This window comes from Herbaspirillum sp. C7C2 (assembly GCF_022627865.1).
GTDB classification, from domain to species: Bacteria; Pseudomonadota; Gammaproteobacteria; order Burkholderiales; family Burkholderiaceae_D; genus Herbaspirillum; species Herbaspirillum frisingense.
The window spans coordinates 68,943-94,389 of record NZ_JABXGI010000009.1 but is presented as its reverse complement, the minus strand read 5'-3'; the positions used below and the strand labels follow the sequence as shown (position 1 = coordinate 94,389).

17 protein-coding genes are annotated in these 25,447 nt (G+C 63.9%); 6 read left to right on the top strand and 11 right to left on the bottom strand.

Features of this window, described 5'->3' with window-relative positions; all coding sequences use genetic code 11:
• Positions 1-169 precede the first annotated feature (169 nt).
• Positions 170-664 (bottom strand): dihydrofolate reductase, encoded by a 495-nt coding sequence (locus HWE04_RS14030; RefSeq protein ID WP_006464375.1) that lies wholly within the window; start codon positions 662-664, stop codon positions 170-172.
• Between the two features lie 415 nt (positions 665-1,079).
• Here HWE04_RS14030 and HWE04_RS14025 point away from each other — a divergent pair, with 415 nt between their 5' ends.
• From HWE04_RS14025 to HWE04_RS14010, 4 genes are all read left to right on the top strand, one after another.
• Positions 1,080-2,705: a glucan biosynthesis protein G gene (locus tag HWE04_RS14025; RefSeq protein ID WP_039876015.1), complete on the top strand. Its 1,626-nt coding sequence runs from the start codon at positions 1,080-1,082 to the stop codon at positions 2,703-2,705.
• Positions 2,678-5,326, top strand: a complete 2,649-nt coding sequence (gene mdoH / locus HWE04_RS14020; protein WP_241812755.1) for a glucans biosynthesis glucosyltransferase MdoH — start codon at positions 2,678-2,680, stop codon at positions 5,324-5,326. Before HWE04_RS14025 ends, mdoH begins: the two co-directional genes overlap by 28 nt.
• A gap of 85 nt (positions 5,327-5,411) precedes the next feature.
• Positions 5,412-6,623: an efflux RND transporter periplasmic adaptor subunit gene (locus HWE04_RS14015; protein ID WP_174616917.1), complete on the top strand. Its 1,212-nt coding sequence runs from the start codon at positions 5,412-5,414 to the stop codon at positions 6,621-6,623.
• A gap of 75 nt (positions 6,624-6,698) precedes the next feature.
• Positions 6,699-8,171: an efflux transporter outer membrane subunit gene (locus HWE04_RS14010; RefSeq protein ID WP_241812754.1), complete on the top strand. Its 1,473-nt coding sequence runs from the start codon at positions 6,699-6,701 to the stop codon at positions 8,169-8,171.
• Between the two features lie 10 nt (positions 8,172-8,181).
• Here the strand turns inward: HWE04_RS14010 and HWE04_RS14005 are convergent, their stop codons facing one another.
• From HWE04_RS14005 to HWE04_RS13980, 6 genes are all read right to left on the bottom strand, one after another.
• Complete coding sequence (locus HWE04_RS14005; protein ID WP_241812753.1) at positions 8,182-9,243, bottom strand: NAD(P)H-dependent flavin oxidoreductase; 1,062 nt, start codon at positions 9,241-9,243, stop codon at positions 8,182-8,184.
• Positions 9,244-9,303: 60 nt separating this feature from the next.
• Positions 9,304-10,275 carry a thymidylate synthase gene (locus tag HWE04_RS14000; RefSeq protein WP_182992711.1) on the bottom strand — a complete coding sequence of 324 codons (972 nt, stop codon included), beginning with the start codon at positions 10,273-10,275 and terminating at the stop codon, positions 9,304-9,306.
• Positions 10,276-10,415: 140 nt separating this feature from the next.
• Positions 10,416-11,348, bottom strand: coding sequence for a 3-keto-5-aminohexanoate cleavage protein (locus HWE04_RS13995; RefSeq protein ID WP_006464368.1), 933 nt, complete (start codon positions 11,346-11,348; stop codon positions 10,416-10,418).
• Between the two features lie 535 nt (positions 11,349-11,883).
• Entirely contained in the window at positions 11,884-13,647 is a 1,764-nt protein-coding gene (locus tag HWE04_RS13990; protein WP_241812752.1) for an allantoate amidohydrolase, read from the bottom strand.
• Positions 13,648-13,920: 273 nt separating this feature from the next.
• The gene (locus tag HWE04_RS13985; protein WP_182992593.1) at positions 13,921-15,315 is read right to left on the bottom strand and encodes a nucleobase:cation symporter-2 family protein; all 1,395 of its coding nucleotides are present in this window, start codon (positions 15,313-15,315) and stop codon (positions 13,921-13,923) included.
• Positions 15,316-15,626: 311 nt separating this feature from the next.
• Positions 15,627-16,571 (bottom strand): LysR substrate-binding domain-containing protein, encoded by a 945-nt coding sequence (locus HWE04_RS13980; RefSeq protein ID WP_006465211.1) that lies wholly within the window; start codon positions 16,569-16,571, stop codon positions 15,627-15,629.
• Positions 16,572-17,117: 546 nt separating this feature from the next.
• Here HWE04_RS13980 and HWE04_RS13975 point away from each other — a divergent pair.
• Together HWE04_RS13975 and HWE04_RS13970 are read left to right on the top strand one after the other, a co-directional pair.
• The gene (locus HWE04_RS13975) at positions 17,118-18,359 is read left to right on the top strand and encodes a urate hydroxylase PuuD (protein ID WP_077236369.1); all 1,242 of its coding nucleotides are present in this window, start codon (positions 17,118-17,120) and stop codon (positions 18,357-18,359) included.
• Positions 18,360-18,390: 31 nt separating this feature from the next.
• Entirely contained in the window at positions 18,391-20,019 is a 1,629-nt protein-coding gene (locus HWE04_RS13970) for an HAL/PAL/TAL family ammonia-lyase (RefSeq protein ID WP_006465213.1), read from the top strand.
• Between the two features lie 93 nt (positions 20,020-20,112).
• Here the strand turns inward: HWE04_RS13970 and HWE04_RS13965 are convergent, their stop codons facing one another.
• The 4 genes from HWE04_RS13965 to HWE04_RS13950 all read right to left on the bottom strand — a co-directional run bounded on the left by HWE04_RS13965 (position 20,113) and on the right by HWE04_RS13950 (position 25,143).
• Positions 20,113-20,793, bottom strand: a complete 681-nt coding sequence (locus HWE04_RS13965) for a Fe2+-dependent dioxygenase (RefSeq protein WP_102663415.1) — start codon at positions 20,791-20,793, stop codon at positions 20,113-20,115.
• 154 nt (positions 20,794-20,947) lie between these two features.
• The gene (locus HWE04_RS13960) at positions 20,948-23,206 is read right to left on the bottom strand and encodes a catecholate siderophore receptor Fiu (protein ID WP_241812751.1); all 2,259 of its coding nucleotides are present in this window, start codon (positions 23,204-23,206) and stop codon (positions 20,948-20,950) included.
• Between the two features lie 547 nt (positions 23,207-23,753).
• Positions 23,754-23,987: a hypothetical protein gene (locus HWE04_RS13955; protein WP_241812750.1), complete on the bottom strand. Its 234-nt coding sequence runs from the start codon at positions 23,985-23,987 to the stop codon at positions 23,754-23,756.
• Between the two features lie 337 nt (positions 23,988-24,324).
• Entirely contained in the window at positions 24,325-25,143 is an 819-nt protein-coding gene (locus HWE04_RS13950) for an outer envelope protein (RefSeq protein ID WP_241812749.1), read from the bottom strand.
• Positions 25,144-25,447 lie beyond the last annotated feature (304 nt).

Sequence of the window (25,447 nt, the reverse complement as noted above, 5' to 3'; positions counted from 1 at the left end):
GTGGGGCGCCGGGTAGGCGGACGCGCGCAGGGGTGAAAAGAAGAGCGCCTGGGCTGGCAGTGCTTGCGCGCCGGAAAAAATGAAAGCGGGATTGTCGCAGATATGCGCTAAAGAGGTGCGCAGTTTAAGCAAAAACGGGAAAAAACAACAGCCGCTGTCCGGACCCGATTCAACGTCTTTGGTACGTCACAAAAGCGTAGTCCAATCCGGAAGTTTCGGAGTGGTGTTCCTCACGCGCCGTCTCCTGCCAACGCTGCTCGTCGATGGCCGGGAAGAAGGCATCGCAGTCGAAACTGCCGGCGATGCGCGTGATGATCAGGCGGTCCACCAGCGGCAGGGCCTCGGCATAGATCTGGGCACCGCCGATGATGAAGGCCGGAGCATCGCCGGCCAGGGCTGCAGCCGCCTGCAGCGAGGTCGCGGTTTCCACGCCGTCGTGTTGCCAGTCGGCATTGCGGGTGATGACGATGTTGCGGCGATTGGGCAGCGGCCGACCGATCGATTCGAAGGTCTTGCGGCCCATCAGGATGGCATGCCCCGAGGTGGTGCGCTTGAAGTGGGCCAGGTCTTCCGGCAGGCGCCAGGGCAGGGTGTTGTTGATGCCGATGCCGTTGTTGAGGTCGGTGGCGACGACGATGGTGAGCTGGCCGGAAGGTGTGGTCATGCGGATGCGTTCTTGCCTGAATGGAGTGGAAGGTGGTCGGGGCCGCTCAAATCAGTCTGGACTGGTCTGATTGGCCTGGATGGCCCTGAATCGGTCGCAGCGGGCCGGCCATGGGCCGGTGACGATTTCTTCAGACGCATAATGTTACAGCAGCCATGCTGCGGCACGGAACTTTCTGCACCTGCACCTGCCCTTATACCTGACACCGGCAGCCGAACGAGCTCGTCAGCGGCCTGCCAGCCAGCAGTGATATTTTCATTCCGGAAACATCGCTGGCATTGTCCGGAAATGCCGGAACCATGCCAACGCCCTGCGAACTTGCGAACAATCCCCGCCACATTTGGGTAAACTAGCGCCTGCTTTCCAGTTCGGCGCAGCCCAGAGCGTCAGCCGGGGCTCTTAACCAGAAAATTGCATGTCAGACAAAACAATAATGCTGCTTCACACCACCTCCGGGCCTGGCGCGGGACCATCCTCCCCGTCCAGCACCACACGATCGACCTGGTGGCGCCGTCTGGCCGCGCCCGCGACCCTCGCCGGTCTGCTGGCCCTGGCCCTACCGCAAGCCGCCCTGGCCTTCGATTTCAATACCGTTGCCGCACGCGCCAAGGCGCTGGCCGGCAAGTCCTACAAGAAACCCTCCGATGACCTGCCCAAGTCGCTCAAGGACCTGAGCTACGAGCAGGCCAGCCAGATCTACTTCCGCGACGACAAGTCCTGGTGGCGTGCCCAGAAGCTGCCCTTTGAGCTGTCCTTCATCCACCTCGGCGCCAGCTACACCGAGCCGGTCAAGGTCAATGAAGTGGTCGGCGACGCCGTGCGCGAAATCCACTTCAATCCGGCCCTGTTCGACTACAGCGCCAATCGCAGCGTGGATCAGCGCAGCCTGCGCAATCTCGGCTTTGCGGGTTTCCGCATCCGCTTCCCGCTGAACTCGGCCAAGGTCAAGGATGATGTGCTGACCTTCCACGGCGCCAGCTACTTCCGCGCCATGGGCCGCGGCCAGAGCTATGGCCTGTCGGCGCGTGGCCTGGCGATCGATACGGCGCTCTATTCGGGGGAGGAATTCCCGCGCTTCACCGAGTTCTGGCTGGAGCGTCCCTCGGGTGATGCCAAGGAACTGGTGATCTATGCACTGCTGGATTCGCCCCGCGCCACTGGTGCCTACCGCTTCGTGCTCAAGCCGGGCGTCGATACCGTGATGGACGTCAAGGCCCAGCTCTACCTGCGCAGCAATGTCACCAAGCTGGGCATTGCGCCGCTGACCAGCATGTTCCTGTTCGGCGAGAACCAGCCCGGCCCGGCCGACGACTTCCGTCCGGAAGTGCATGACTCGGACGGCCTGTCGATGCAGTCCGGCACCGGCGAATGGCTGTGGCGTCCGCTGGTGAATCCCAAGCGTCTGCTGGTGACGTCCTTTTCCTTCGACAACCCGCTGGGCTTCGGCCTGATGCAGCGTGATCGCAGCTTCTCGCACTACGAAGACCTGGACTACAACTACCAGGCCCGCCCCAGCGCCTGGGTCGAGCCCAAGGGCAAGTGGGGTTCGGGCCGCGTGGAGCTGGTGCAGATTCCCACGCCGGATGAGACCAACGACAACATCGTGGCCTACTGGATTCCGAACACCCTGCCCAAGCCGGGTCAACCCTTCAATGTGGAATACCGCCTGTCCTGGCAGAAGGACAATGAAAAACGTCCGCCGCTGGCCTTCGTCACGCAGACCCTGTTCGGTCACGGCTATCGTCCCAAGCAGGAAGGCAAGGCCGACGAGGTGCAGCAACTGGCCATCGATTTCGACGGTGGCAGTCTCAAGAAGCTGCCGGCCAATGCGCGCGTGGAAGGCGTGGTCGAGGCCGATGCCAACGGCAAGCTGGCCAGCGTGACCACACGCAAGAATGAAATGACTGGCGGCTGGCGCGTGGAAGTCAAGCTGCGCCGGCTGGAAGAAAACAAGCCTGTCGAGCTGCGCGGTTTCCTGCGCAATGCCAATGGCGGCACAACCTTGTCTGAAACGTGGAGCTACATATTACCCCCCAACTAAGGCAGACTTCGGCAGCCTCGCAGGCGCTCGAGGATTACCTCGCGCGCCTGCCGCTGTCGCCTGAACAACGCCAGGACCTGGCGGCGCGGGCGGGTGCGATCGGCTCCGGTGATCCGGTGGCCGACCTGCACCGCGTGCTGGCCGAGGCTTCCGGGCGCGATGTGCAACTTGTTGCAGCCGCCGCCCAGGCGTCGGTGGACGCACGCTTGCGCCTGATGTATCCGCAATCCAGTACCGACGGCGCGACCGATAGCACCGACCCTGCCGACGCCGGCAGCGTCGTGCCGCCCTTCAGCCAGGAGCGCGGCCAGCCGCACATTCCGGTCGGGCCGCCCATGCACCGCAAGTCCATGGTCCCGCGTCCCTGGGGTGAACTCAATCCCTTCTCGCGCTGGGTGGAGGAAGAAAACCGCCGGCTGGAGCGTCGCCCCAGCCGCTGGCGTCGCGCCCGCAAGGGCCGCGCCAAACTGGCCGAGCCGGTGCTGGCAGCGGTGGATGATGAACCGCGTTACATCGAAGATCACCTCGACCAGTCGGAGGCGCCTGATCCCAAGGGGCACTGGCAGCACACCGGCAACGTACGCCGCATCACGCTGCTGATCCTGATGGTCCTGCAGACCTCGATGGCCACCTATTTCATGAGCGACGTGCTGCCCTACCACGGCACCAAGCCGCTGGAGATGGTGGTGCTGTTCCTGTTCGGCCTGCTGTTCCTGTGGGTGTCGGCGGGTTTCTGGACGGCCATGACGGGCTTCCTGGTCCTCATGCGCGGTGACGACAAGTACCTCATCTCGCACGAGAAGGCCGGTCACACCGAGATCGCGAAAGAAGCGCGCACGGCCATCGTCATGCCCATCTGCAACGAGGACGTGGCACGCGTCTTCGCCGGCCTGCGGGCGACCTACGAGTCGCTGGAGCGCACCGGCCAGATCGCGCATTTCGATTTCTTCATCCTCTCCGACAGTGGCGAAGCCGATATCTGCGCGGCCGAAACCGCCGCCTGGAATCGCTTGTGTCGTGAGACCGGCGGCTTCGGGCGCATCTTCTATCGTCACCGCCGCCGCCGCGTCAAGCGCAAGAGCGGCAACCTGGACGACTTCTGCCGTCGCTGGGGTGCCGATTACCGCTACATGGTGGTGCTGGACGCCGACAGCGTCATGACCGGCGAATGCCTGACCAAGCTGACCCGCCTGATGGAAGCCCATCCCGGCGCCGGCATCATCCAGACCGCGCCGCGCGCGGCCGGACGTGACACGCTGTATGCCCGCATCCAGCAGTTCTCGACCCGCGTGTATGGACCGCTGTTCACTGCCGGCCTGCATTACTGGCAACTGGGCGAGTCACACTTCTGGGGGCACAACGCCATCATCCGTCTGCAGCCCTTCATGAAGTATTGCGCGCTGGCGCCGCTGCCGGGCAAGGGCAACCTGTCCGGGCCGATCATGTCGCATGACTTCGTCGAGGCTTCGCTGATGCGGCGCGCCGGCTGGTCAGTGTGGATCGCCTACGATCTCGACGGCAGCTACGAGGAAATGCCGCCCAACCTGCTCGACGAACTGAGCCGCGACCGTCGCTGGTGCCAGGGCAATCTGATGAACTTCCGCCTGTTCCTGGCGCGTGGCATGCACATCGTGCATCGCGCGGTGTTCGTCACCGGCGTGATGGCCTATGTCTCGGCGCCGCTGTGGGGGCTGTTCCTGATCCTGTCCACGGTATTGCTGGCCGCGCATACGCTGATCGACCCGCAATACTTCACGGCGCCGCGCCAGTTGTTCCCGATCTGGCCGGAATGGCATCCGGAAAAGGCCCTGGCGCTGGTCTCGGCCACCGCCACCATCCTGTTCCTGCCCAAGATCCTGGCGGTATTGCTGTTCGCAGTGAAGGGTGCGCGTGGCTTCGGCGGCGCGCTGGCCCTGTTCCTGAGCATGGTGATCGAACTGCTGTTCTCGATGGCGCTGGCGCCGGTGCGCATGCTGTTCCACACCCGCTTCGTGCTGGGCGCTTTCCTGGGCTGGAATGCCGGCTGGAAGTCGCCGCCGCGCGCCGACAATGAAACCGGCTGGGGCGAGGCGCTGCGCCGCCACGGCTGGCATTCGTTGCTGGGCGTGGCCTGGGGCGCGCTGGTGTACTGGCTCAACCCGTCCTTCATCTGGTGGCTGATCCCGATCGCCGGTTCGCTGGCGGTGTCGGTGCCGGTGTCGGTGCTGTCCTCGCGGGTCAGCTTCGGCCGTGGCTTCCGTCGCGCCGGTCTGTTCAAGATTCCCGAAGAGACCTCGCCACCCTTCGAATTGCGCGAGACCGTGCGCCACCATGAAGAAACACCGGCGTTGCCCGGCTTCGTGGAAGCGGTGGTCGATCCCGCCTTCAATGCCCTGGTGTGTGCCACTGCGCATGCCCATCCGCAGGTGCCGCAACTGACGCAGCACCTGCGCGAGAAGCTGGTGCGCACGGCCCTCAAGGACGGGCCGGACGCGCTCAACGACAAGCAGAAGAACAGCATCCTGGAAGAGCCGGGTCTGCTGTCTCAGCTGCACCAGGCGGTCTGGAGCGGCGTCCCAGAAGTCCATCCGGACTGGCGCGTCGCCCTGGCCCGGCAGGACGCACCGATGCTGGCCGCCTGAGGGGGCGGACAGGACCGGAGACGGCCGATGAAATTCGGCCGTCATCATTTTCTGACATCATCTTTCGCGTTTGCCACGAGCGACCATGACCGAGCCGCAAGATCAACTGCCCCACGCCATCCCGACTTCGCACGCCCCTGCACGACAGAAGGCGTGGTGGAGCGGGCTGGCGCTGGTGCTCGTGCTGGGCGGCGGTTACTGGCTGTATTCGCGCCAGCAGCCGCCGCCAGCGGCGCCCAAGCCGATTCCGGTCAAGCTGGAGACGGTCACCGTCGAACGGGCCGACCTGGAACAGGTAGTCAATGCCACCGGCAATGTGGTGGCGCAGGATTATGTGGATGTCGGCTCCAAGGTGGCTGGCCAATTGTCGGATGTCGATGTGGTCATCGGTGAAGCCGTCAAGGCCGGTCGCCTGCTGGCCACGGTGGCACCGGCCGTGCAGAGCAGCCGCATCGAGAACAACCGCGCCACGCTGGCGCGCCTCAAGGCCGAGCTGGCCGGACAGAACGCCCAGCTGGACTTTGCCCAACTGCAGTTCCAGCGCCAGACCCAGCTCAAGGCCGAGAACGCCACCCGCGAGGAATCCTATGAATCCAGCCGCATGAACATGTATGCGGCGGCGGCCCGGGTGGACGCCACCAACGCCCAGATCCAGCAGACCGAGGCCTCCATCCGCGAAGATGAGGCGGTGCAGAAACAGACCCGCATCGAAGCGCCGGTCAGTGGCACCATCGTCATCCTCAACGCGCGGCCGGGCCAGATGGTGGGCGCCAACCAGGAAGCCCTGATGCGCATTGCCGACCTCTCGCGCATGACGGTGCAGGTACCGGTATCGGAAGAAGACGTCACCCGCCTGCAAAAGGGCATGACCGCCTACTTCACCACGCCCGGCTATCCCGGCAAGCGCTGGAGCGGCAAGCTGCGCCAGATCATGCTGCTGCCCACCGACGACTCCGGGCGGCAGGGCAAGAAGGCCTTCTACACCGTGCTCTTTGACGTGGCCAATCCCAGCCGGGAACTGATGAGCGGCATGAGTGCCGATGTCTATTTCGTGCTGGCGCGGGCCGAGCGTGTGCCCACCATCCCGCGCTCGCTGGTGACCAAGCCCGGCATGGATGGCACCCAGACCGTGAAGGTGGTACTGGAGGACGGCAAGCTGGAGAGCCGCAAGATCAAGATCGGCATCCGCGATGGCGAGCGCGCCCAGGTGCTGTCGGGCCTGAAGGAAGGCGAGCAGGTGCTGTTGCCAGCCAATCCACCGGCCCCTGCGGCCACCGCCGGCGCAGCCTCACGCTAGCCGCCAGGCATGCTGTACAGTAGAGGCTGCGCCGGGGAGGGCGGCCTCTTTTTCCTGTTTCGATGCACATGACCCATGAGATTGCCTAGCCCGACTCCGCCTGTTTCCGATCTGCTGCCCCGCCTGGCGCGGGTGGCGCTGGCCGTCTCGCTGGCGCTTGCCATGGGGGCCTGCGTCACGCCCCAGGTGCAGACCGATCCCATCCTCGAAATGCAGGTGCCCGACAAGTGGGGCGGTGGCGCCTCGGCCGACGTGGCCCACGCAGAACAGTTGTGGCCCGATACTGACTGGTGGAAGCAGTTCGGCAGTGGCGAATTGTCCGAACTGGTGCAGGAAGGCCAGCGCAACAACTACGAAATCGCCGCCGCCTTTTCCCGTATCAAGCAGGCCGAGGCCCAGGCCCGCATCGCCGGTGCGCCGCTGTTGCCCAATGTCAGCCTGAATGCCGGGGCCAGCCGTGAAATGCCGATCTCAGGCGGCACCCCGGCCAATGCCGCCAACGCCAGCCTGCAGATCAGCTACGAGATCGACTTCTGGGGCAAGAATCGCGCCGGGGTCGAGGCCGCCGAAGCCACCCTGCGGGCCAATCGCTATGACCGCGAGACGGTGGCCCTGACCGTCACCAGCGGCATCGTCTCCACCTATCTGCAAGTGCTGTCGCTGCGCGACCGGCTGGAGATTGCGCGCCAGAACGTCAACAACGCCGAACGCGTGCTGCGCCTGGTGGAAGCGCAAAGCCGCGCCGGCTCGGCCTCGCCGCTGGACCTGGCGCGCCAGCGTTCGGCCCTGGCCAACCAGCGACAGCTGATCCCCGACCTGCAACAGCAGGAGCAGGACGCCCAGACTGCGCTGGCCATTTTGCTGGGCCGTCCGCCCCAGAATTTCAAGGTCGAGGAAAAAGGCCTGGCCGGCATCCAGATGCCGCGCATCTCGGCCGGCCTGCCGTCCGAACTGCTGACCCGCCGGCCCGACATCCGTCGCGCCGAAGCCAATCTGGCGGCCGCCAATGCCAACGTCGCCGTGGCCCGGGCCTCGCTGTTCCCCAGCATCACGCTGACCGGCTCCACGGGCGCGCAGAGCAATGCCTTGCTGTCCCTGTTCGATGGTCCCAACCTGTTCGCCAATCTTGGCGCCGGCCTGATCGCGCCCATCTTCGATGGCGGCAACCTGCGCAACCAGCGTGCCCTGGCCGAGGCTCAGAAGGAAGAACTGGTGCAGGTCTACCGGCAGCGGGTGATCACATCGCTGTCCGAGGTGGAAAAGGCCCTGGGCGCCATTCGCAGCCTGGAAGAACGGTACCGCCTGAAGGTGGGGGAAGTGGACCAGGCGCGCTTCGCCTTCGAGCTGGCCGAGATTCGTTATCGCGCCGGTGCCGAAGACCTGCTGGTGGTGCTCGATACCCAGCGCACCCTCTCCGAAGCCCAGAACCAGCTGGGCCAGATCAAGCTGCAGCGGCTGCAGGCGACCGTCTCGCTGTACAAGGCCCTGGGCGGCGGCTGGCAGGACAAGCAGGTACCGGGCGACACCGGTACCGCCACCGTCTCCTGAACGGAGTGGCTCAGGCCGTGGCCTGCCACTCCTGTACCAGCACCTGGACCAGCTCGGCCACGGTCAGTCCGTCGCGGATGAGCGCCGCAGCTTGTCCGGCCCAGTGGGCGCCGAATTCGTGGACATCCCTGGCCACAGCCATCGCATTGAGCTGCTTGCCGGCGTCGTAGGCGGCCGGATAGGCTGGAATCGGCGGTGCGCCGGGTGTATCGATTTCCTGCATGAAACGATTGACGATGCCGCGCGCGCGGCGGCCTGAAATGGCGGCCGTCACACGCGTGTGACGGCCGCGCTCGCTCTTGAGCAGGGCGCGATAGGCGGCATTGGCGCCGGATTCGCGGGTGAGCAGGAAGGCGGTTCCCATCTGCACCGCCTGCGCGCCCAGTTGCAGGGCGGCGGCAATGCTCTTGCCATCCATGATGCCGCCGGCCGCGATCACCGGCAGGCGGCTATGCTGCGCCAGCAGGCGCACCAGGGCGAAGGTCCCGATCTCCTCATCCTTGTCCTGGTCGAAGATGCCGCGATGGCCACCGGCCTCGATGCCTTGCGCGACGATGGCGTCAATCCCGGCGGCCTCGATCTGGCGTGCCTCGTCCAGGCAGGTAGCGCTGGCCATCAGGAACACCCCGGCCTGCTTGAGGGACTGGATCACCGCAGCCGATGGCAGGCCGAAGTGGAAACTGACCACCTTGGGCGGCTGTTCCAGCATCAGTTGCTGCATCCCGGTATCGACCTTGAAGCTCTGGTAGATCTCCTTCAAGGGCAACGCAATGCTGCCGCCGAATTCATCCAGATGGCCTTGCAGGTGCTGCAGCCAGGCCGCATCCCGGGTCGCATCCAGCTGCGCCGGTTGATGGCAGAAGAAGTTGACGTTGAAGGGCTTGGCCGTGAGCGCCTGCAACTGTGCCAGCGCCTCGCGGGCCAGCGCCACGCTGGAGGCGCCCAGCGCCAGTGAACCCAGGGCGCCGGCATTGGAGGCGGCAGCGGCCATGGCCACGGTGGAACTGCCAGCCATGGGGGCCTGGATGATGGGGTGGGCCAGGCCCAGTCGTTGCTGCAGGGGGGTAGGCATGCATCTCTCCCGAAGTGCGCACCAACCGGCGCACTGCCGGTGGCGGCATGCGCAGGTGGTTCAGACCGCCATGGGGGCGGTCAGGGGGGCGTGGTGCTGGTAGTTCTCCAGCGAGAAGTCGGATGGCTCGATCTGTTCCAGCCATTGCGGTGCGTACTCGCCGGTCTTGGCGAACTCCGGCACGCGGTCGGAAATGAGCAGTTGCGGCAGCGGGTAGGGCTCGCGGGTCAACTGTTCCTTGACCATCTCGATATGGTTTTCGTAGATGTGGGCATCGCCCACGAAGTAGCTGAACCAGCGCGGCTTGTAGCCGGTCAGGCGCCCGACCAGATGCAGCAGTGCCGCCGCTTCGGCCAGGTTGAAGGGCGTGCCCAGGCCGATGTCGTTGCTGCGCACGTACAGGCAGAGCGAGATTTCGCCGGTGTTCTGATTGGGCAGGAACTGGTACAGCAGGTGGCAGGCGGGCAGGGCGATTTCGTCGAGCACCGCGCAATTCCAGCCATGGAACAGGATGCGGCGGCTGCCGGGGTTCTTGACGATGGTGTCCAGGCAGTCGCGCAACTGGTCCACCGCCTTGTACAGCAGCACCTTGTCCACGCCTTCATCCTGCAGCGTGGAGACGATGCTGAAACCCTTGCTGCGGGCCGCGTCGATCTGCGCGCTATGCGCGGCATCGATCAGCTTGTAGGCCGGCCACTGGCGCCATTGCACGCCATACACCGGGCCCAGGTCGTCGGTGCCGGTACGGAAGGGATTGGCCAGCCAGTCGGCGTTTTCATTGGCGTTCTGGTCCCAGACCTTGCAGCCCAGGGCGCGGAAGTCGGCGGCGCTGCGCGTGGCGCGCAGGAAGCCGCACAGTTCGCCCACCACCGACTTGAATGCCAGGCGCTTGGTGGTCACCGCAGGGAAACCCTTCTGCAGGTCGAAGCGCATCATCGCGCCGGGGATGCTGAGGGTGCGGATGCCGGTGCGGTTGTCTTGCCAGGAGCCGTTCTCGAGGACGTCCTGGATGAGGTCTTGGTATTGTTTCATTGCAATGTTTCGGGTGCTGGCCACTGGCCGAGGGATGCGGGATTGTAGCGCATCGACAGGGCAAGCACCCGACCGGCGGGGAGCCTTGGCATGGCGTCAATGACGAAACGCCAAGGCCTGCCCGCTGCGGGCAGTGGCGCTCAGAAGCCGACGTTCTGGCCACCCTTGAGTTTCAGCATGGCGCGGGCGTCGTCGGGGCTGGCCACTTCCAGGGAGAGCGCTTCGATGACCGTGCGGATGCGGCGGACCTGGTCGGCATTGCTCTTGGCCAGGTTGCCGGGGCCGTCCCAGAGTGAGTCTTCGAGACCCACGCGGGTGTGGCCGCCCATGGCCGCCGACATGGTGGCGATCGGGATCTGTCCGCGGCCGGCGCCCAGTACGGACCAGAAGTAGTCTTCGCCGAAGAGGCGGTCGGCGGTGCGCTTCATGTGCATCACGTCTTCGACGTCGTTGCCGATGCCGCCGCGCAGGCCGAAGACGGACTGGATCAGGAAGGGGGGCTTGATCAGGCCTCGGTCGATGAAGTGGGCGGCGGTGTAGAGGTGGCCGATGTCGTAGCACTCGATTTCGAAGCGGGTCTGGTTGGCGCTGCAGGATTCGAGGATGTAGGCGATGTCCTTGAAGGTGTTGCGGAAGATGCGGTCGTCGGAGCCTTCGAGGTAGGGGCGTTCCCAGTCGTATTTGAAGTCCTTGAAGCGGTTCAGCATTTCATACAGGCCGAAGTTCATGGAGCCCATGTTGAGGGAGGCGACTTCGGGTTTGAGCTGCAGTGCGGGTTGCAGGCGTTCTTCTACGCCCATGGTGGGGGCGCCGCCGGTGGTGAGGTTGATGACGACGTTGGAGCGGGCTTTGATCTGGGGGAGGAATTTGCGGAATTCGTCGGGGTCCTGGGTGGGTTTGCCGTTGTGTGGGTCGCGAGCGTGGAGGTGGACGATGGCGGCGCCGGCTTCGGCGGCGGCCAATGCTTCGTCCCTGATCTGCTCGGGGGTGATGGGCAGGTGGGGGGACATCGAGGGGGTGTGGATGGCGCCTGTGACTGCGCAGGTGATGATGACTTTCTTGGGCTTGGCCATGGGGTGTGCTCCTTTGATGTTGGTTGTGCTTTTGGGGGTGCTTTGCTGTCTTCTGTCTTGTTGCTTTGCTTCGTTTTGTGTTGTTTCGTTTTGTTTTGTTTTTTGGGTAGTCTGGTCTTGCTGACTATTTGCGCTGTAGCTTAATGCTTTTCTCTCTCCGGTCGCAGGGGAGCGCCGGGGGGCTGAAGCACTGCTTCAGCCGGCAGCCGCTCACTTTCTTTGGCCCGCCAAAGAAAGTAAGCAAAGAAAACGGCCCCCAAGAGCCAGCCCTCCTGCGGAGGGTGCCCGCCAGAGTGAAGCAGCAAGTGGGAAAAATAGAGTCGCTTCGCTCCCACTATTTTTCTGATCCACTTGCCGCTTCACTCCGGCGGCTGGCTCCCAAGGGGGAAAGCGTGTCCGGCTCGCCTTCGGCCTCGCGGTGCGTCGCTCGCCTTCGGCCTCGCGGGGGGCTCGCCTTCGGCTTCGCGCCGTTACTGGGTAGCTCAGCAGTGTCGTAGCGAAGTGCTTACTTCCGATTTTGAAATTATATAAATAATTAATTTTTCGCCCTGAAGCTGCGCAGGAAATCCAACAGGATCCGTCCCGATACCTCGGCATCATCGGCGGTCATGGTCTCCAGCGGGTTGTGGCTGATGCCGCCGTTGCCGCAGCGGGTGAAGAGCATGCAGACGTCGGTCAGGCGGGCGATGGCCATTGCGTCGTGGCCGGCGCCGGAGGCCAGTTCGAAGGGCGGGACGCCGGCGCGTTCGGTGGCAGCGGCCAGTTGTTCCATCAGCCAGGGGGCGCAGGGGGCGGCCGGGGCGCTCAGGGTTTCTTCCAGCTTGATGTCGATGCTGCGCCGTGCCCCGATGTCTTCGATTTTGGCGAGGATGTCCTTGACCGCGGCCAGGCGGATGTCGTCACGGGCGGCGCGGATGTCCAGCGAGAGCTGGCAGGCGCCCGGGATGACGTTGGTGGAGCCGCGGGGTACCTGCAGCTGGCCGACCGTGCCGACCAGCGCAGCATGCTGGTCCTGTGAGCAGCGCTGTTCCACATAGAGGATGATCTCGGCGGCGGCGGCGGCGGCGTCCTTGCGCATGTCCATCGGCGTAGTACCGGCGTGGCTGGCCACGCCTTTCAGGTCGACCAGGTAGCGTGAGCTGCCGGCAATGGAGGTGACGATGCCGACCGGCAGGTCGCGGTTCAACAGGACCGGGCCCTGCTCGATGTGGACTTCGACATAGCCCAGGATATCGGCGGCGTCGCGGGCGATCTGCGGGATGGCGGTGACGTCGTGGCCGGCCTGGGTGATGACCTCGCGCATGCTGATGCCGTCCTTGTCCTGCAGGTCGAGCAGCTTCATGTCGAACTGGCCGGTGACGGCATTGCTGCCCAGGAAGGTGCTCTTGAAGCGTACGCCTTCCTCTTCCGAGAAGCCGATGACTTCGAAATGGAAGGGCAGGGTCTCGCCCCGCTCATGCAGGTGCCTGACCACGGCGATGGGCAGCAGGATGCCTTCGCGGCCGTCGTACTTGCCGCCGTTGCGCACCGTGTCGTAGTGCGAGCCGGTCATCAGGGTCTTGGCCTGCGGGTCGCTGGAGAGGTAGCGGCCGACCACGTTGCCCACCGCATCGATGTGGACGTGCATGCCGGCTTCGCGCATCCATTGGGCGATCTGGTCGGCGGTGCGACGGTGGGTGTCGGTCAGGTAGGTGCAGGTGAGAGCGCCTTCGTCTTCGGACAGGGCACCGATTTCCTCGGCCCATTGCATGACGGTGGCACCCAGTTGCGGGCGATGGCCCAGCAGGTCGTTCAGGCGCATCTCGGCAATGCGGCCGATCTGGCGCAGGGCTTCGCGCAGTTCGTCTTCGACCTGGTTGCGCAGGCGACGGGCGAAGGTGGCGATGATCTGCTGACGCGTCAGGCCAGCCCCGGTCGGGCCTTTCACGGCCAGGATGAAGGGGAAGCCGAAGCGGGCGTTGTAATCGGTGTTGAGCTGTTGCAGGCGGGCAAATTCCTCCGGGCTGCACTGGTTCAGGCCGGCCCGGGCCTGCTCGCCGGTGGATTCGGCGGTCAGTTCGCCGGCGATGGCGGCGCGGCCGGCCAGTTCGGGGTGGGCGCGGATCAGGCCCAGTTGTTCGGCGCGGCTGGCGTCGGTGACGACGTTCTGCAGGGCCAGTTTCAGGGCGGTGATGTTGCGAAAGGGACGCTGCAGCGCGGCGCGCTCGGGAATCCAGGGCGAATGCTCGTAGATGCCGTGCAGGGCGGCGATGAAGGCGGAGGCATCGGCCTCGTTCAATTGTTGCAGTGTCGTCGTCATGTGCTGGCCGGTCGGTCTGCGCCGGCTCCCTCGCTGGTTCGTTGCTGTTGCGATCAACACCGGCGCCCACGATCTGAAAATCAGTATTGTCGGCGCCGATTGTTGTCTGTGATTGTGGGTTGCCGCTGCCGTCCGGGGAGGGCTGCGGGCGCGCCCGGCGGGCATCCGGGCGCAGGTGAGACTTTAAAACATCTTGGCCCGGATGGCATCAACGGTTTCATCTGGCGCGTATCGGTTTTGGCATATCTGTCGATGGCAAGACCGCGCCTGCGCTCAGTGATCCGAGCTTTGTGCCGCCGCTACCGCATAGCGGGCCACGTCTTCCTCGCTGCCGCGACCGTTGAAGAACAGGTTCAGCCCCACTGCCATGGCCGAGGCCAGCAGGATGCCGCTGTGGAAGATGGTGCCCAGCAGGTGCGGCATCTTGTCGAAGAAGGTGGGGGCGACGATGGGGATCATGCCCACACCGATGCTGATGGCAACGATGAAGAGGTTGTTGCGGTTATTGTGGAAATCGACCTTGGAGAGGATCTTGATCCCGGTCGCGGCCACCATGCCGAACATCACGATGCCGGCGCCGCCCAGCACGAATTGCGGGATCGAGGCGGCCACGTGCGCCATCTTGGGGAACAGGCCAAAGGCGATCAGGATCACCCCGGCGGCCACGCAGACGAAGCGGCTGCGGATGCCGGTCACGCCCACCAGACCGACGTTCTGCGAGAACGAGGTATAGGGGAAGGTGTTGAAGAGGCCCCCGATCACGGTGCCCAGGCCATCCACACGCAGGCCGCTGGCGAGCGCGCGGTCGTCGATCCGGCGGCCGACGATGTCGCCCAGGGCCATGAACATGCCGGTCGATTCGATCATGGTCACGATCATCACCAGGCACATGCTGATGATGGAAGCCAGGTCGAACTGCGGCAGGCCATAGTGGAAGGGCTGGATGAAGGCAAACCAGTCGGCTGCATCCAGGCCGTCGAAGCTGATCTTGCCCAGTGCAAAGGCGATCACGAAGCCCACCACCATCCCCAGCAATACCGAGATGTTGGAGATGAATCCCCGCGTGTACTTGGTGATCAGCAGGATGGCCACCAGCACCACCGCCGCAATCGACAGCGACAGCGGCGAGCCATAGTCGGGATTGGGCACCTTGACGAAGACGCCGTCGACCAGCTTGCCGATCACCGGTTGTCCGCCCGCCGCCCAGTTGATGCCCACGCCCATCAGCGAGACCCCGATCACCGTGATCACGGTACCCGTCACCACCGGTGGAAAGTAGCGCATGAGCTTGCTCATGTAGGGCGAGGCCAGGATGCAGAACAGACCCGAGGCAATCACCGCGCCATAGATGTGCAGGATGTTGAGCTGGGGATTGTTGGCCATGGCCACCATCGGTCCCACGGCGGCGAAGGTCACGCCCATCATGACCGGCATGCGGATGCCGAACTTCCAGATGCCGGCACTCTGGATGATGGTGACCACGCCACAGCAGAACAGGTCGGCACTGATCAGGTAGGCGATCTCGGACTTGGGCAGGTTCAGGGCACCGCCGATGATGAGCGGCACGGCAATCGCACCGGCATACATCACCAGCACGTGCTGCATGCCGAGCGCGAAGAGCTTGAATACGGGTAGGCGTTCATCCACTGGATGGCTGGGGGCTTGCATGGGCTGTCTCCTGGTATTTTTTATGGAGGAACCTGACATGTGACCTTGCCCCGGCTGTCTGGAACGGGGCCGGCCTTGTCGCTTGAATGTGGTTCCGGCTCAGTGCCGTGTTCTGCCTTCCTGTGCGCTCTGGAGGTGGATACCGGCCTGATGCTGGCGATACTAAAGCAATCCGGCAGGGGCGATATAGTGGCCCCGGCATACCGCTACACGTCCGGGCGATATATGGACGGGTGTCATTTCCCTTTGCTGGCCGGCGTCCTGGCGGGCTGCGGCCATGTCCACCATGCCCGCCATGCCAGCCATGTCCCTCATGCCCGCCCCTGGGCCAGCAGCTTGGCGGCCGCGCTGACCTGGGCGCGCAGCCACTTGTGCTCGGTGGCCTGGTGCACGCGCTCGTGCCAGAGCTGGTAGAAGCGCAGCGGCGGGAACTTGATGGGCACCGTATAGCTTTTCAGGGCCAGCAGCTTTTCGTAGAAGCTGGCGAACTGCTGGCCGGCCGTCAGCACTAGGTCGGTCTGCGCCACCATGTAGGGCAGCATGCGGAAGTGGGCCGACTCCACCACCACGTTGCGATGCAGGTTCTGCTTCTCCAGGAAGCTGTCGATGGTGCCGTGATAGCCGGGCAGGATCTGCGAAGGCGCGGCGTGGGGCAGGGAGAGATAGTCCTCGATGGTCATGGCGTCGCGGGCGGTGCGCTTGGCATAGGCGCAATCGGCGCGCATCAGGCAGACGATGGGGTCGTCGAACAGCTTGGAGAGATGCAGGTGCGGCGGCGGCTCGTCCCAGTTGGCGATGACCAGGTCCAGTTCGCCGTCCGAGAGCAGGCGCACGTAGTCGGTATCCGGGCCCAGCGCGTGGATCACGATGTGGCTGCGCGGCGATTCACGACGCAGGCGCGCGATCACCTCGGTGAAGAAGGGCGTGTTCATGTAGTCCGGCGCAGCGATGTGGAAAGTACGCTCTTCCTCCTGCGGCACGAAGGCGGTCTTGGGCACGAACAGGCGCTCGGTCTCATCGAGGATGCGCTTGGCCGGTTTCAGCAGGCTTTCGCCGTGCTGGGTCGGCACCATGCCACGGGCGCCGCGCACCAGCAGCGGATCACCGGTGAGCTCACGCAGCTTGCGCAGCGAAGCGGAGATCGAGGGTTGCGGCTGGTTCAGTTTCAGGGCCACGCGCGAGACATTCTTTTCGCACAGCAACAGATAGAGGATGCGGATGAGGTGGATATCGAGGTGGTCAGGCAGCCTGGACATGGGGATGTCTCCGGGGTCTTTGTTCTAGCGTGGGGCAGGTGACGGTTTTTCGTTCACTCTGATGGCACCGCATCGGGTGGGTGCCTTGTCGTTGTTATTCGTCAGGACCGGCTCGCGGCGGCGGCCTGGCGTGATGCGAGCGCAAGCGTCCCACATCCAGGGGGCATTTTTGTATATGGACTTTCGTATGTCAAATATATGTTGTCGACCATGTTTTGGACGGTCCCCGCGTTTATCGTTCGTGCAACCGGTCCGCGCCAGCCATTGCCAGCCTCACGAGGGCAGCGCCGCAGGACGAGGACCGAGACAACAGATGGCAGCAGCCATCGGGTCGTAGCGGCAGCACGACGGGAGACCAGCAGCGACGCCACTTCCAGGCTTCGTGCGCGTCCCGGCGCGCGGAAAGCCTTCACTCCCACTCATCCAGCAGTTTCCATGCGGCATGCATGGCGGGGGAGGGCTTTCATGGCGGCCCATTCCTGAGGCAATGCCTCGCCTGTCCGGAGTAGGTCGCGGTGGCGGACAGCAATCCTGCGTGGGGAAGACATGGAAGCACTCCTGGTTTCATATGGCATCGACTGGGCCAATCTGCTGGTTCGCTGGCTGCACCTGATCACGGGCATCGCCTGGATCGGCGCCTCTTTTTATTTCGTCTGGCTGGACAACTCCATCCGTCCGCCCAAGCCGGGCAGCGACCTGGAAAAGAAGGGCGTCTCCGGCGAGCTGTGGGCAGTCCACGGCGGCGGTTTCTACAATCCGCAGAAGTATCTGGTGGCGCCGGCCGAGCTGCCCCAGGAACTGCACTGGTTCAAGTGGGAAGCCTATGCCACCTGGATCACCGGCGTGGCCATGCTGTTCATCGTCTATTACTTCAATGCCTCGGCCATGATGGTGGACAAGTCGGTGGCCAATCTCTCCGGCATCGAAGCGGTGGGCGTGGGCATCGGCACGCTGGTGCTGGGCTGGATCGTCTATGACCTGCTGTGCCGCTCGCCGCTGGGCAAGCGCGAGGGCCTGCTGGGGCTGGTGATGTTCGTCTTCATCGTGGCCGTGGCCTATCTGCTCACGCACCTGCTGTCGGGACGGGCCGCCTATATCCATGTGGGTGCCATGATCGGCACCATCATGGTCGGCAATGTGCTGATGGTGATCATCCCCGGACAACGCAAGCTGGTGGAGGCGATGCAGCAGGGCCGCTCGCCCGACCCCATCCACGGTCGTCGCGGCAAGCAGCGCAGCGTGCACAACAATTACTTCACGCTGCCCATTTTGTTCATCATGATCAGCAACCACTATGCGATGACCTATACCCATGCCCATAGCTGGCTGGTGCTGGCGGCGATCATGGCGGCGGGTGTGCTGATCCGTCACTTTTTCAATCTGCGGCACAAGGGCCGGGTGTCGATCGGCTATCCCATCGCCGGGGTGGCCCTGCTGCTGGCCGTGGCGGTGGCGATCGCACCGCGTCCGGTGGCGCCGGTGGCTACCTCGGCACCCGCTGCCGCAGGCAGCGCCCCGGTTGCAGCGGCAGCGCCAGACTTCACCAGGATCCAGGCCATCATCACCCAGCGCTGCGCCAGCTGCCATTCGGACAAACCGACCCAGGCCGGCTTTGCCACGGCGCCGGCTGGCATGATGCTGCAGACCCCTGAGCTGATCCACCAGCACGCCGCCAAGATCTTCCAGCGCGCCGTCCAGACCAAGGACATGCCGCTGGCCAACATGACCCAGATGACCGACGAAGAACGCGCCGACGTGGCCGCCTGGTTCCAGGCCGGCGCCAAGTAGGCCCGATCACGTCAGAAAGAAGATACGACACATGCATACCATCACCATCGACGGCTTCAACCTCAGCGCCGCGCAAGTCATCAGCGTTGCCCGCGCACCGCATCTCAAGGTCGCGCTGGCCGATTCCTCGCGCGCGGCCCTCAAGCACAGCCGCGACTACATCGAAAGCACCTGGATGCACGATGAAGCGCCCATGATGTACAGCTTCAATACCGGCGTGGGCTTGCTCAAGGACACGCGCATCAAGGTGGAACATATCGAACTGTTCCAGACCCAGTTGATCCGCGCCCACAGCGCCGGCATCGGCGAACCCTTCTCCGAGGAAGTCAGCCGGGCCACCATGCTGTTGCGTGCCAACGCGTTCGCCTCCAACTATTCCGCGCCCCGGGTGGAGGTGGTGGATCGCCTGCTGGCCTTCCTCAATGCCGGCATCCACCCCGTCATGCCGCAGAAGGGCTCGGTCGGCGCTTCCGGCGACCTGGCGCCGCTGGCCTATCTGGCTGCCGCCATCGCCGGCTTCGACGAGGCTGAGGTGATGTTCCAGGGGCAGCGCATGCGGGCTCCGCAAGCCATCGAACAGGCCGGCATCGCACCGGTGAAGTTCGACCTCAAGGCCAAGGATGCCTCGGCGCTGATCAATGGCTGCACCGCCTCGCTGGCGGTGGCCATCCTGGCGGCGCACGATGCGCGCCACCTGCTGACCGATGCCTGCCTGTCCCTGGGGTTGACGCTGGAGGCCATGCGCGCCGAGATGTCGGCCTTCGATCCACGCATCCAGCAGGCGCGGCCGCATGCGGGGCAGATCAAGACGGCGGACGTGATCCGCACCCTCCTGCAGGGTTCCACCCGCACCACCCACGCAGCGCGTGCGGTGCAACTGCCGGACGAATTGCGGCGCACCGATATCCCCTATACCTCACGCATCCAGGATGTGTATTCGCTGCGTTGCGCGCCCCAGGTGTATGGCCCGGTATTCGATGCGCTGGACTACATCGACACCATCATCGAGAAGGAAACCAATTCCGCCACCGACAACCCGCTGATCTTCAACAAGGAAGAGGGCGAAGGTTTCGAGATCATTTCCGGTGGCAACTTCCACGGCCAGTACCTGGCCCAGGCCATGGACCTGCTGGCCATGGCCATCACCGACCTGGGCAGCATCTGCGAGCGTCGCATTGCGCGGCTGATCGATCCCACGCTGTCATGGGGGCTGCCGCGCAACCTGATGAGTGGCGTGCGCGGCGTCAATACCGGCTATCCGGTGGTGCAGTGTTCGATGAGTGCGCTGGTGATGGAAAACCGCACGCTGTGCATGCCGGGCAGCGTGGACAGCATCCCCTCCAAGGGCAATAGCGAGGATCACATCTCCAACTCCACCTGGTGCGCGCGCAAGGCCCTGACGGTGGTGCAGAACACGCAATACATCGTGGGTGTGGAAATGCTGCTGGCAGCGCAGGCGCTGACGATGACCGAAGAACTGCTCAAGGACTTCGTCCTGGGCCGTGGAACGCAGGCGGCCTACGACGAGATCCGCCGGCAGATCCCGGCCTGCTTGGAGGGGGACCGCTGGTTCCATGACGACGTGCAGGCCGCGCAGGGATTTGTGGTCAGCGGGTCGGTGCGCGAGGCGGTGACGGCGGCCATTGGGCGTTTCGTCTGATCCCACCCTGGGGGAAGAAAACAGAAAGGCCGTCCGATGTCATGCCGGACGGCCTTTCTGCTTAAACAATATAAAGAATTTACACTTCGGGAATTACACTTCGGCCCACTGCCGCAGCAGGTTGTGATAATGCCCGGTCAGTCCCAGCACTTCATCGGTGTCGCCGATCTGCTGGCGCAGGCTGTAGATGTTGCGGTCCAGTTCGAAGAGCATGCTGCGCTTCCAGTCGTCGCGCACCATGCTCTGGGTCCAGAAGAAGGAACAGACGCGGGCGCCGCGGGTGACCGGTTCGACACGGTGCAGGCTGGTGGAGGGATAGACGATCATGTCGCCGGCCGGCAGCTTGACCTCGTGGGTGCCGTAGGTATCGACCACCACCAGCTCGCCCCCTTCGTACTCGTCCGGGTCCGACAGGAACACCGTGGTGGAAACATCGGTGCGGATGCTGCCGGCGGCATTGGGCAGGTTGCGCACCGAGCCATCGACGTGCAGGCCGTAATGCTCGCCGCCTTCGTAGCTGTTGAACAGCGGCGGCATGGTCTTCTTGGGCAGGGCGGCAGCGAAGAACAGGGGATTCCTGCGCAGCGCCTCCAGGATGATCTCGCCCAGCTGGAAGCCCAGCGGCGAATGCTCCGGCAGTTGCCGGTTGCGCTTCACCCGTGCGCCCTGGTCGCCGACGGTGGCGCGGCCGTCGATCCAGTCGGCGCGGTCGAGTTCGGTGCGGATGTGGCGCACCTGCTCGGCGCTGAGGACTTCGGGAATGTGCAGCATCATGATGAACCTCTCCTGTCGCGAATGAAAAGGCCCCTCCACGCGGGAGGGGCCGTCAAGTCTGGCTGATCCATGAAGGACTCAGCGGGCGCCACCACTTTAGGCAAAGTGCATGGCGCCGGGGCTGAGGCAGATCAAATCATCGCCATGGGCAGGGTCAGAACTTGAAGTTGGCGGTGAGCGCCACGGCGCGTGGCGACCCCGGGGTGTAACGATAGCCGCTCTTGTTGATTGCCGCTACGTAGTCCTTGTTGAAAATATTGTAGAGATTCAACTGCAGGTCCACGTTCTTGTTCACGACATAACCGAGCATGCTGTCCACCACCCAGTAGGAATTGGCGTACTTGGGCGTGCCGACCGCACCGTCGGTGCCGCGCAGCAGCGAGCTGACGTAGCGCGCACCGCCACCGATGGTGAAGCCTTGCGGCAGGCGGTAGGTGGCCCAGGAGGTGAAGGCCTGCTTGGGGGTGTAGGCCAGGTTGTTCTCACCCGACGCGGTGGTGATGGCACCGCTGTCGACCTTGGTGTCCATCCAGGTGTAGCCGGCGGCCACCGAGAGGTTGTTGGTGACGTCACCGGTCACGCCCAGTTCGATCCCCTGCACGGTCTTCTTGCCGGTCTGGAAGTAGCGACCGGAGGTGCCGTCCTGCTCGACTTCATTGCTCACTTCGGTGTGGAACACGGCGGCGGTCATGGCCAGCTTCTTGTTCAGCAGATCCCACTTGGTGCCCAGCTCGCTGGTCTTGGTCTTCTGCGGTGCGTAGTTGGAATTGGCGGCGCTGTTGACCGCGCTGGAGAGCGCAAAGTTGGCGCCACCCGGCGGCTGCTGCGAAGTCGCATACAACGCGTAGATGCTGCTGTAGTCGGTCGGCTTGAAGATCGCGGCCAGCTTCCAGTTGAACAGGTTGCCCGAGGTCGACAGGTTGGTGATGGTGCCGGCGGCGTTGGAGTAATACGTGGTGCGATAGTGGTCTTCGCGGATGCCGCCGTTGATCGACCACTGCTCGTTGAACTTCACGGTATCGAACAGGTAGGCCGAGATGGTATCGGTCTTGCCGTCGTTGTAGCCGGTCGGGGTGATGGTGAAGCTGCCGTTGCCGAAGTTGGCGTTCGGGCTGTACAGGTTGGCCGCCGGCAGCGTGCCGCTGGTGGTGAAGGAGGTGGCGTGCTGTTTTTCCTGCGTGAATTCCACGCCGCCCACCAGGGTGTGCTGCAGCGAACCGGTCTTCAGGTTGGCTGTCAGGTTGGTCTGGTTGGTGAGGATCTCATTGGACTGGTCCTTGCGGGTGGGCAGGTTGCGGGCCAGGGTCCAGGTCGACAGATTGGTCGCCGAGGGGGTGAGCAGGCCGGCGGCCCGCGTGCTGGTGGCGGTGCCGCTCGCCATGAAGGAGGTCAGGAAATAATCCTGGCTGGTCTTGGCGTAGCGGGTGGTGTTCTGCAGCTTCAGGTCCTGCGAGAAGTCATGTTCCACGCGGGCGGTGAACATGTCGGAGGTGACCTTGTCGTAGTCGTTCACGTTGCCGTAGAAGTTGCTGGACCCCACGCGCGGGGCGCTGGAGATGTACGGACGGGCCGGGTCCGGCGAGGTATAGCCGGGCAGGCCGATGGTCGGCACACCGCCGTCGGGGACGTTGTCCTGGTCGATGTGCAGGTAGTTCAGGAACACCCGGGTCGGGCCGTTCAGGCCGAAGGCCAGCGAAGGCGCGATGCCGTAGCGGTCATTCTTGACTTCGTGGCGACCGGGGACGCCGCTGTCCTGCTTCATCAGGTTCAGGCGCAGGGCGATGCCGCGGTCTTCATCCAGAACCTTGTTCCAGTCGGCGGTACCGCGCTTCTGGTTCCAACTGCCATAGGTGGTGGAGGCGTTGAAGAAGTTGCTCATCTCGGCCTGCTTGGTGACCAGGTTGATGGAACCGGTCGGCGAGCCGCGGCCGTTGTCGGTGCCGGCCGGACCCTTCAATACTTCCACCTGCTGGATGTTGAACATGTCGCGCGAGATCGAACCGAGGTCGCGCACGTTGTCCACGAAGATGGCGCTGGAGCTGTCGAAGCCGCGCATGTAGATGGCGTCGCCGGTGCTGGTGTTGCCGTTCTCACCGAGATAGAAGGTGCCCACGCCGGGGCTGTTGCGCAGCGCCTCGGTCAGGGTGGTGGCGCCTTGCTGGTCGATCAGTTGCTTCTTGATGACGGTCAGGGTCTGCGGGGTATCCACCAGCGGCTGGCTGTATTTGGTGGAGGAGGCCTTGTCGGCCTTGTAATCCGATTCCTGGGCGGCGGTCACTTCCACCTTGGGCAGGGTGCTGGTCTGGGCGTGGACACCGACGGCGGGCAGCAGCAGGGCGCCGGCAACGGCGGCGGACAGGCGGGTCGAAGCGAACGCGGGCTGCGCGTGCTTGCGGCTCTTGATGTAGCTCATGGCAAGGTTCCGAGAGAAGTTGTTTTGGGTTCTCTTGGCTGGCTATGAGTCGGACGGGCGGCCGGTCGGTCAGCGGGGACCCGGCCTGCACCGCCGCAATGGCTGGCGAGTACGTGTTTTTTTGTTATCCGGTATCGCTCGTTGGATTTCGAATTGATACAAGATTTTTACAATTATAAAGACTCTCCAAATAAAAGTGATTCTTATTCTAAAAATTTCTAGGCGGCGTCTCCCGCCTGCGCGGCAGGATCGTCCGGAAGGCCTTGTGATAGCGCCATTTTCCGAATGAAAGCGCTTATGCACGCTGTTGTACAAAGAATACGGACAGGATTGGTCAGCAATGGGCAAGCGTCGGTAATCCGGCTTGAAAAGGCATTTCCGCCAGTCTCGGAGGCGGGGAAGGGGAAGGGGGCGAAGGAGTGAGCGGAGGGAGAGCGGTGACGACAGAACGTCGTCACCGGAAGCTTAGGGGCTGCTAGTTAGTTTGCTTCAGTTGGAATTAATCCAGAGTGAACTATCCTGCCCCGATTCAGCGCGATGTCGGCACCTAGAACTTGAAGTTGCCCGTCAGCGCAAAGGCGCGTGGAGCGCCCGGCGTGAAACGGTAGGCCGAGCGCTCGGCCTTGTAGGGCGATTCCCGCGCGGCATCGACCTGCAGGCCCGGCAACTGGCTGCCGCCGGCCTGGGCATGGGCGGCCACGGCGGGTAGCAGCAGGGCACTGGCGAGTGCGGTGCGCAGGCGGGTAGGGGTGGGGTGTTTGCGACTCTTGATCAGGCTCATGTCAGGTTCCGAGAGAGGGGTTGCGAAATCTCTTGGCTGGCGATGAGGGGGGGGCGGGCGGGGCAGGCGTCGACGCCGCTCCTGCGCGCTTGCCGACGTGTGGCTGGCGATCAGATATCAGGGATGTCCGGCCGCTGGCTGGAAGACCTCACGGGTCATGGCAAGCCGGAACGGGCGAGTATAGGAAGCGGGGAGGGAAAAGGAACTCCTGCAAATTTCGATTTTTTGCAGGAGTTTTTGCGGCGGTTCTTGATTGGCGAGAGCAGATTTCCGACGTCGATCTTCTTCAATCAGATTCGTCTTAAAGTGCGAAGAACATCCTGACGCGGCAGGGTGATCAGAAGTGGTATTCCACCCGCACCATCGGCGTCTTGGCCAGCGAGCCGGGGACATTGGAGGGATTACCGAACTTGTTGCGCCAGTACTGGTATTCCAGCCCCAGGCGCAGGCTGTTCTTGCCCATGCCCAGGCGGCTGCCGAGGTCATACATCAGTTGGGTATCGATGTTGAACTCGGGCGCGGTGGCTCCGCCGAATTCATTCTTGCCCTTGGCCGCGATGTAGTTCAGGTAGCCTTCGAAGCCCCAGCCGGAACTACCCAGCGGGATGCCCCAGGCCAGGTTCAGCATGGGGTGCGTGTCATAGCTGTAGCGGCTGCTGATGCCCTTGGGCTGGTTGCTTTCGAACAGGGCCAGCAGGCTCACGTTGAGGAAGCCCGGGACATCCATCATCAGGGTCGGGCCGATGACCCACATGCGCTTCTTGGAGGCGTAGCTGTTGTCGTTCTTGGTATTCCAGTCCAGGCCCAGGGTCAGGCCGACGCCGCGTGCCGGGCCGAAGGCCAGATCGCGGCCGCTGATCTTGCCCAGGTCCAGGGTGTGGCGGTAGGTGAGGTAGGCTTCCTGGGCGTTGTCGTCCTTGCGGTCGGACATCAGCAGGTCGATATTGAGGAAGTTGGTGCCGTACCGGTAGCCGCTGCTGTGGGTGAAGTTGAGGATGTTCTTGCTGATGTCCTGGCTGTTGTAGGGTTCGGCAAAGCGGGTGCCGTAGCGATAGCCGATGGCATTGTCGGACCAGTCGGCGGCGTGGGCGGCGCTCGCCGACAGCGCCAGGATGCTGGCCAGTGAGGTGCGCCGGGACAGGAATGGGATGGGCATGAAGTCTCCTCCAGTAAGTGGATAAAATTTTTATAGAGATAGTGTCGTCGTGAGGTACGGCACCGGCATGGATGGGCCGGCAGGCCGGCCTGGCAGGGCGCTCCTGTTGGGAGCGTTGGCATGGCGGCGGGGTGTCGGCGCTGTGGCCTGCATCGGGTGTCTTCCCCGATTTGGCGGCGGCAGCGCGGTAAGGCATTATGTCCGCTGCATCGATGGCGGGTATAAGCGCACTCGTATAGGCATCGCCGCCCGGCGGTATATCATCGGCCGGCATCGCAATTCAAATCAGACAGGGAAAGGACGG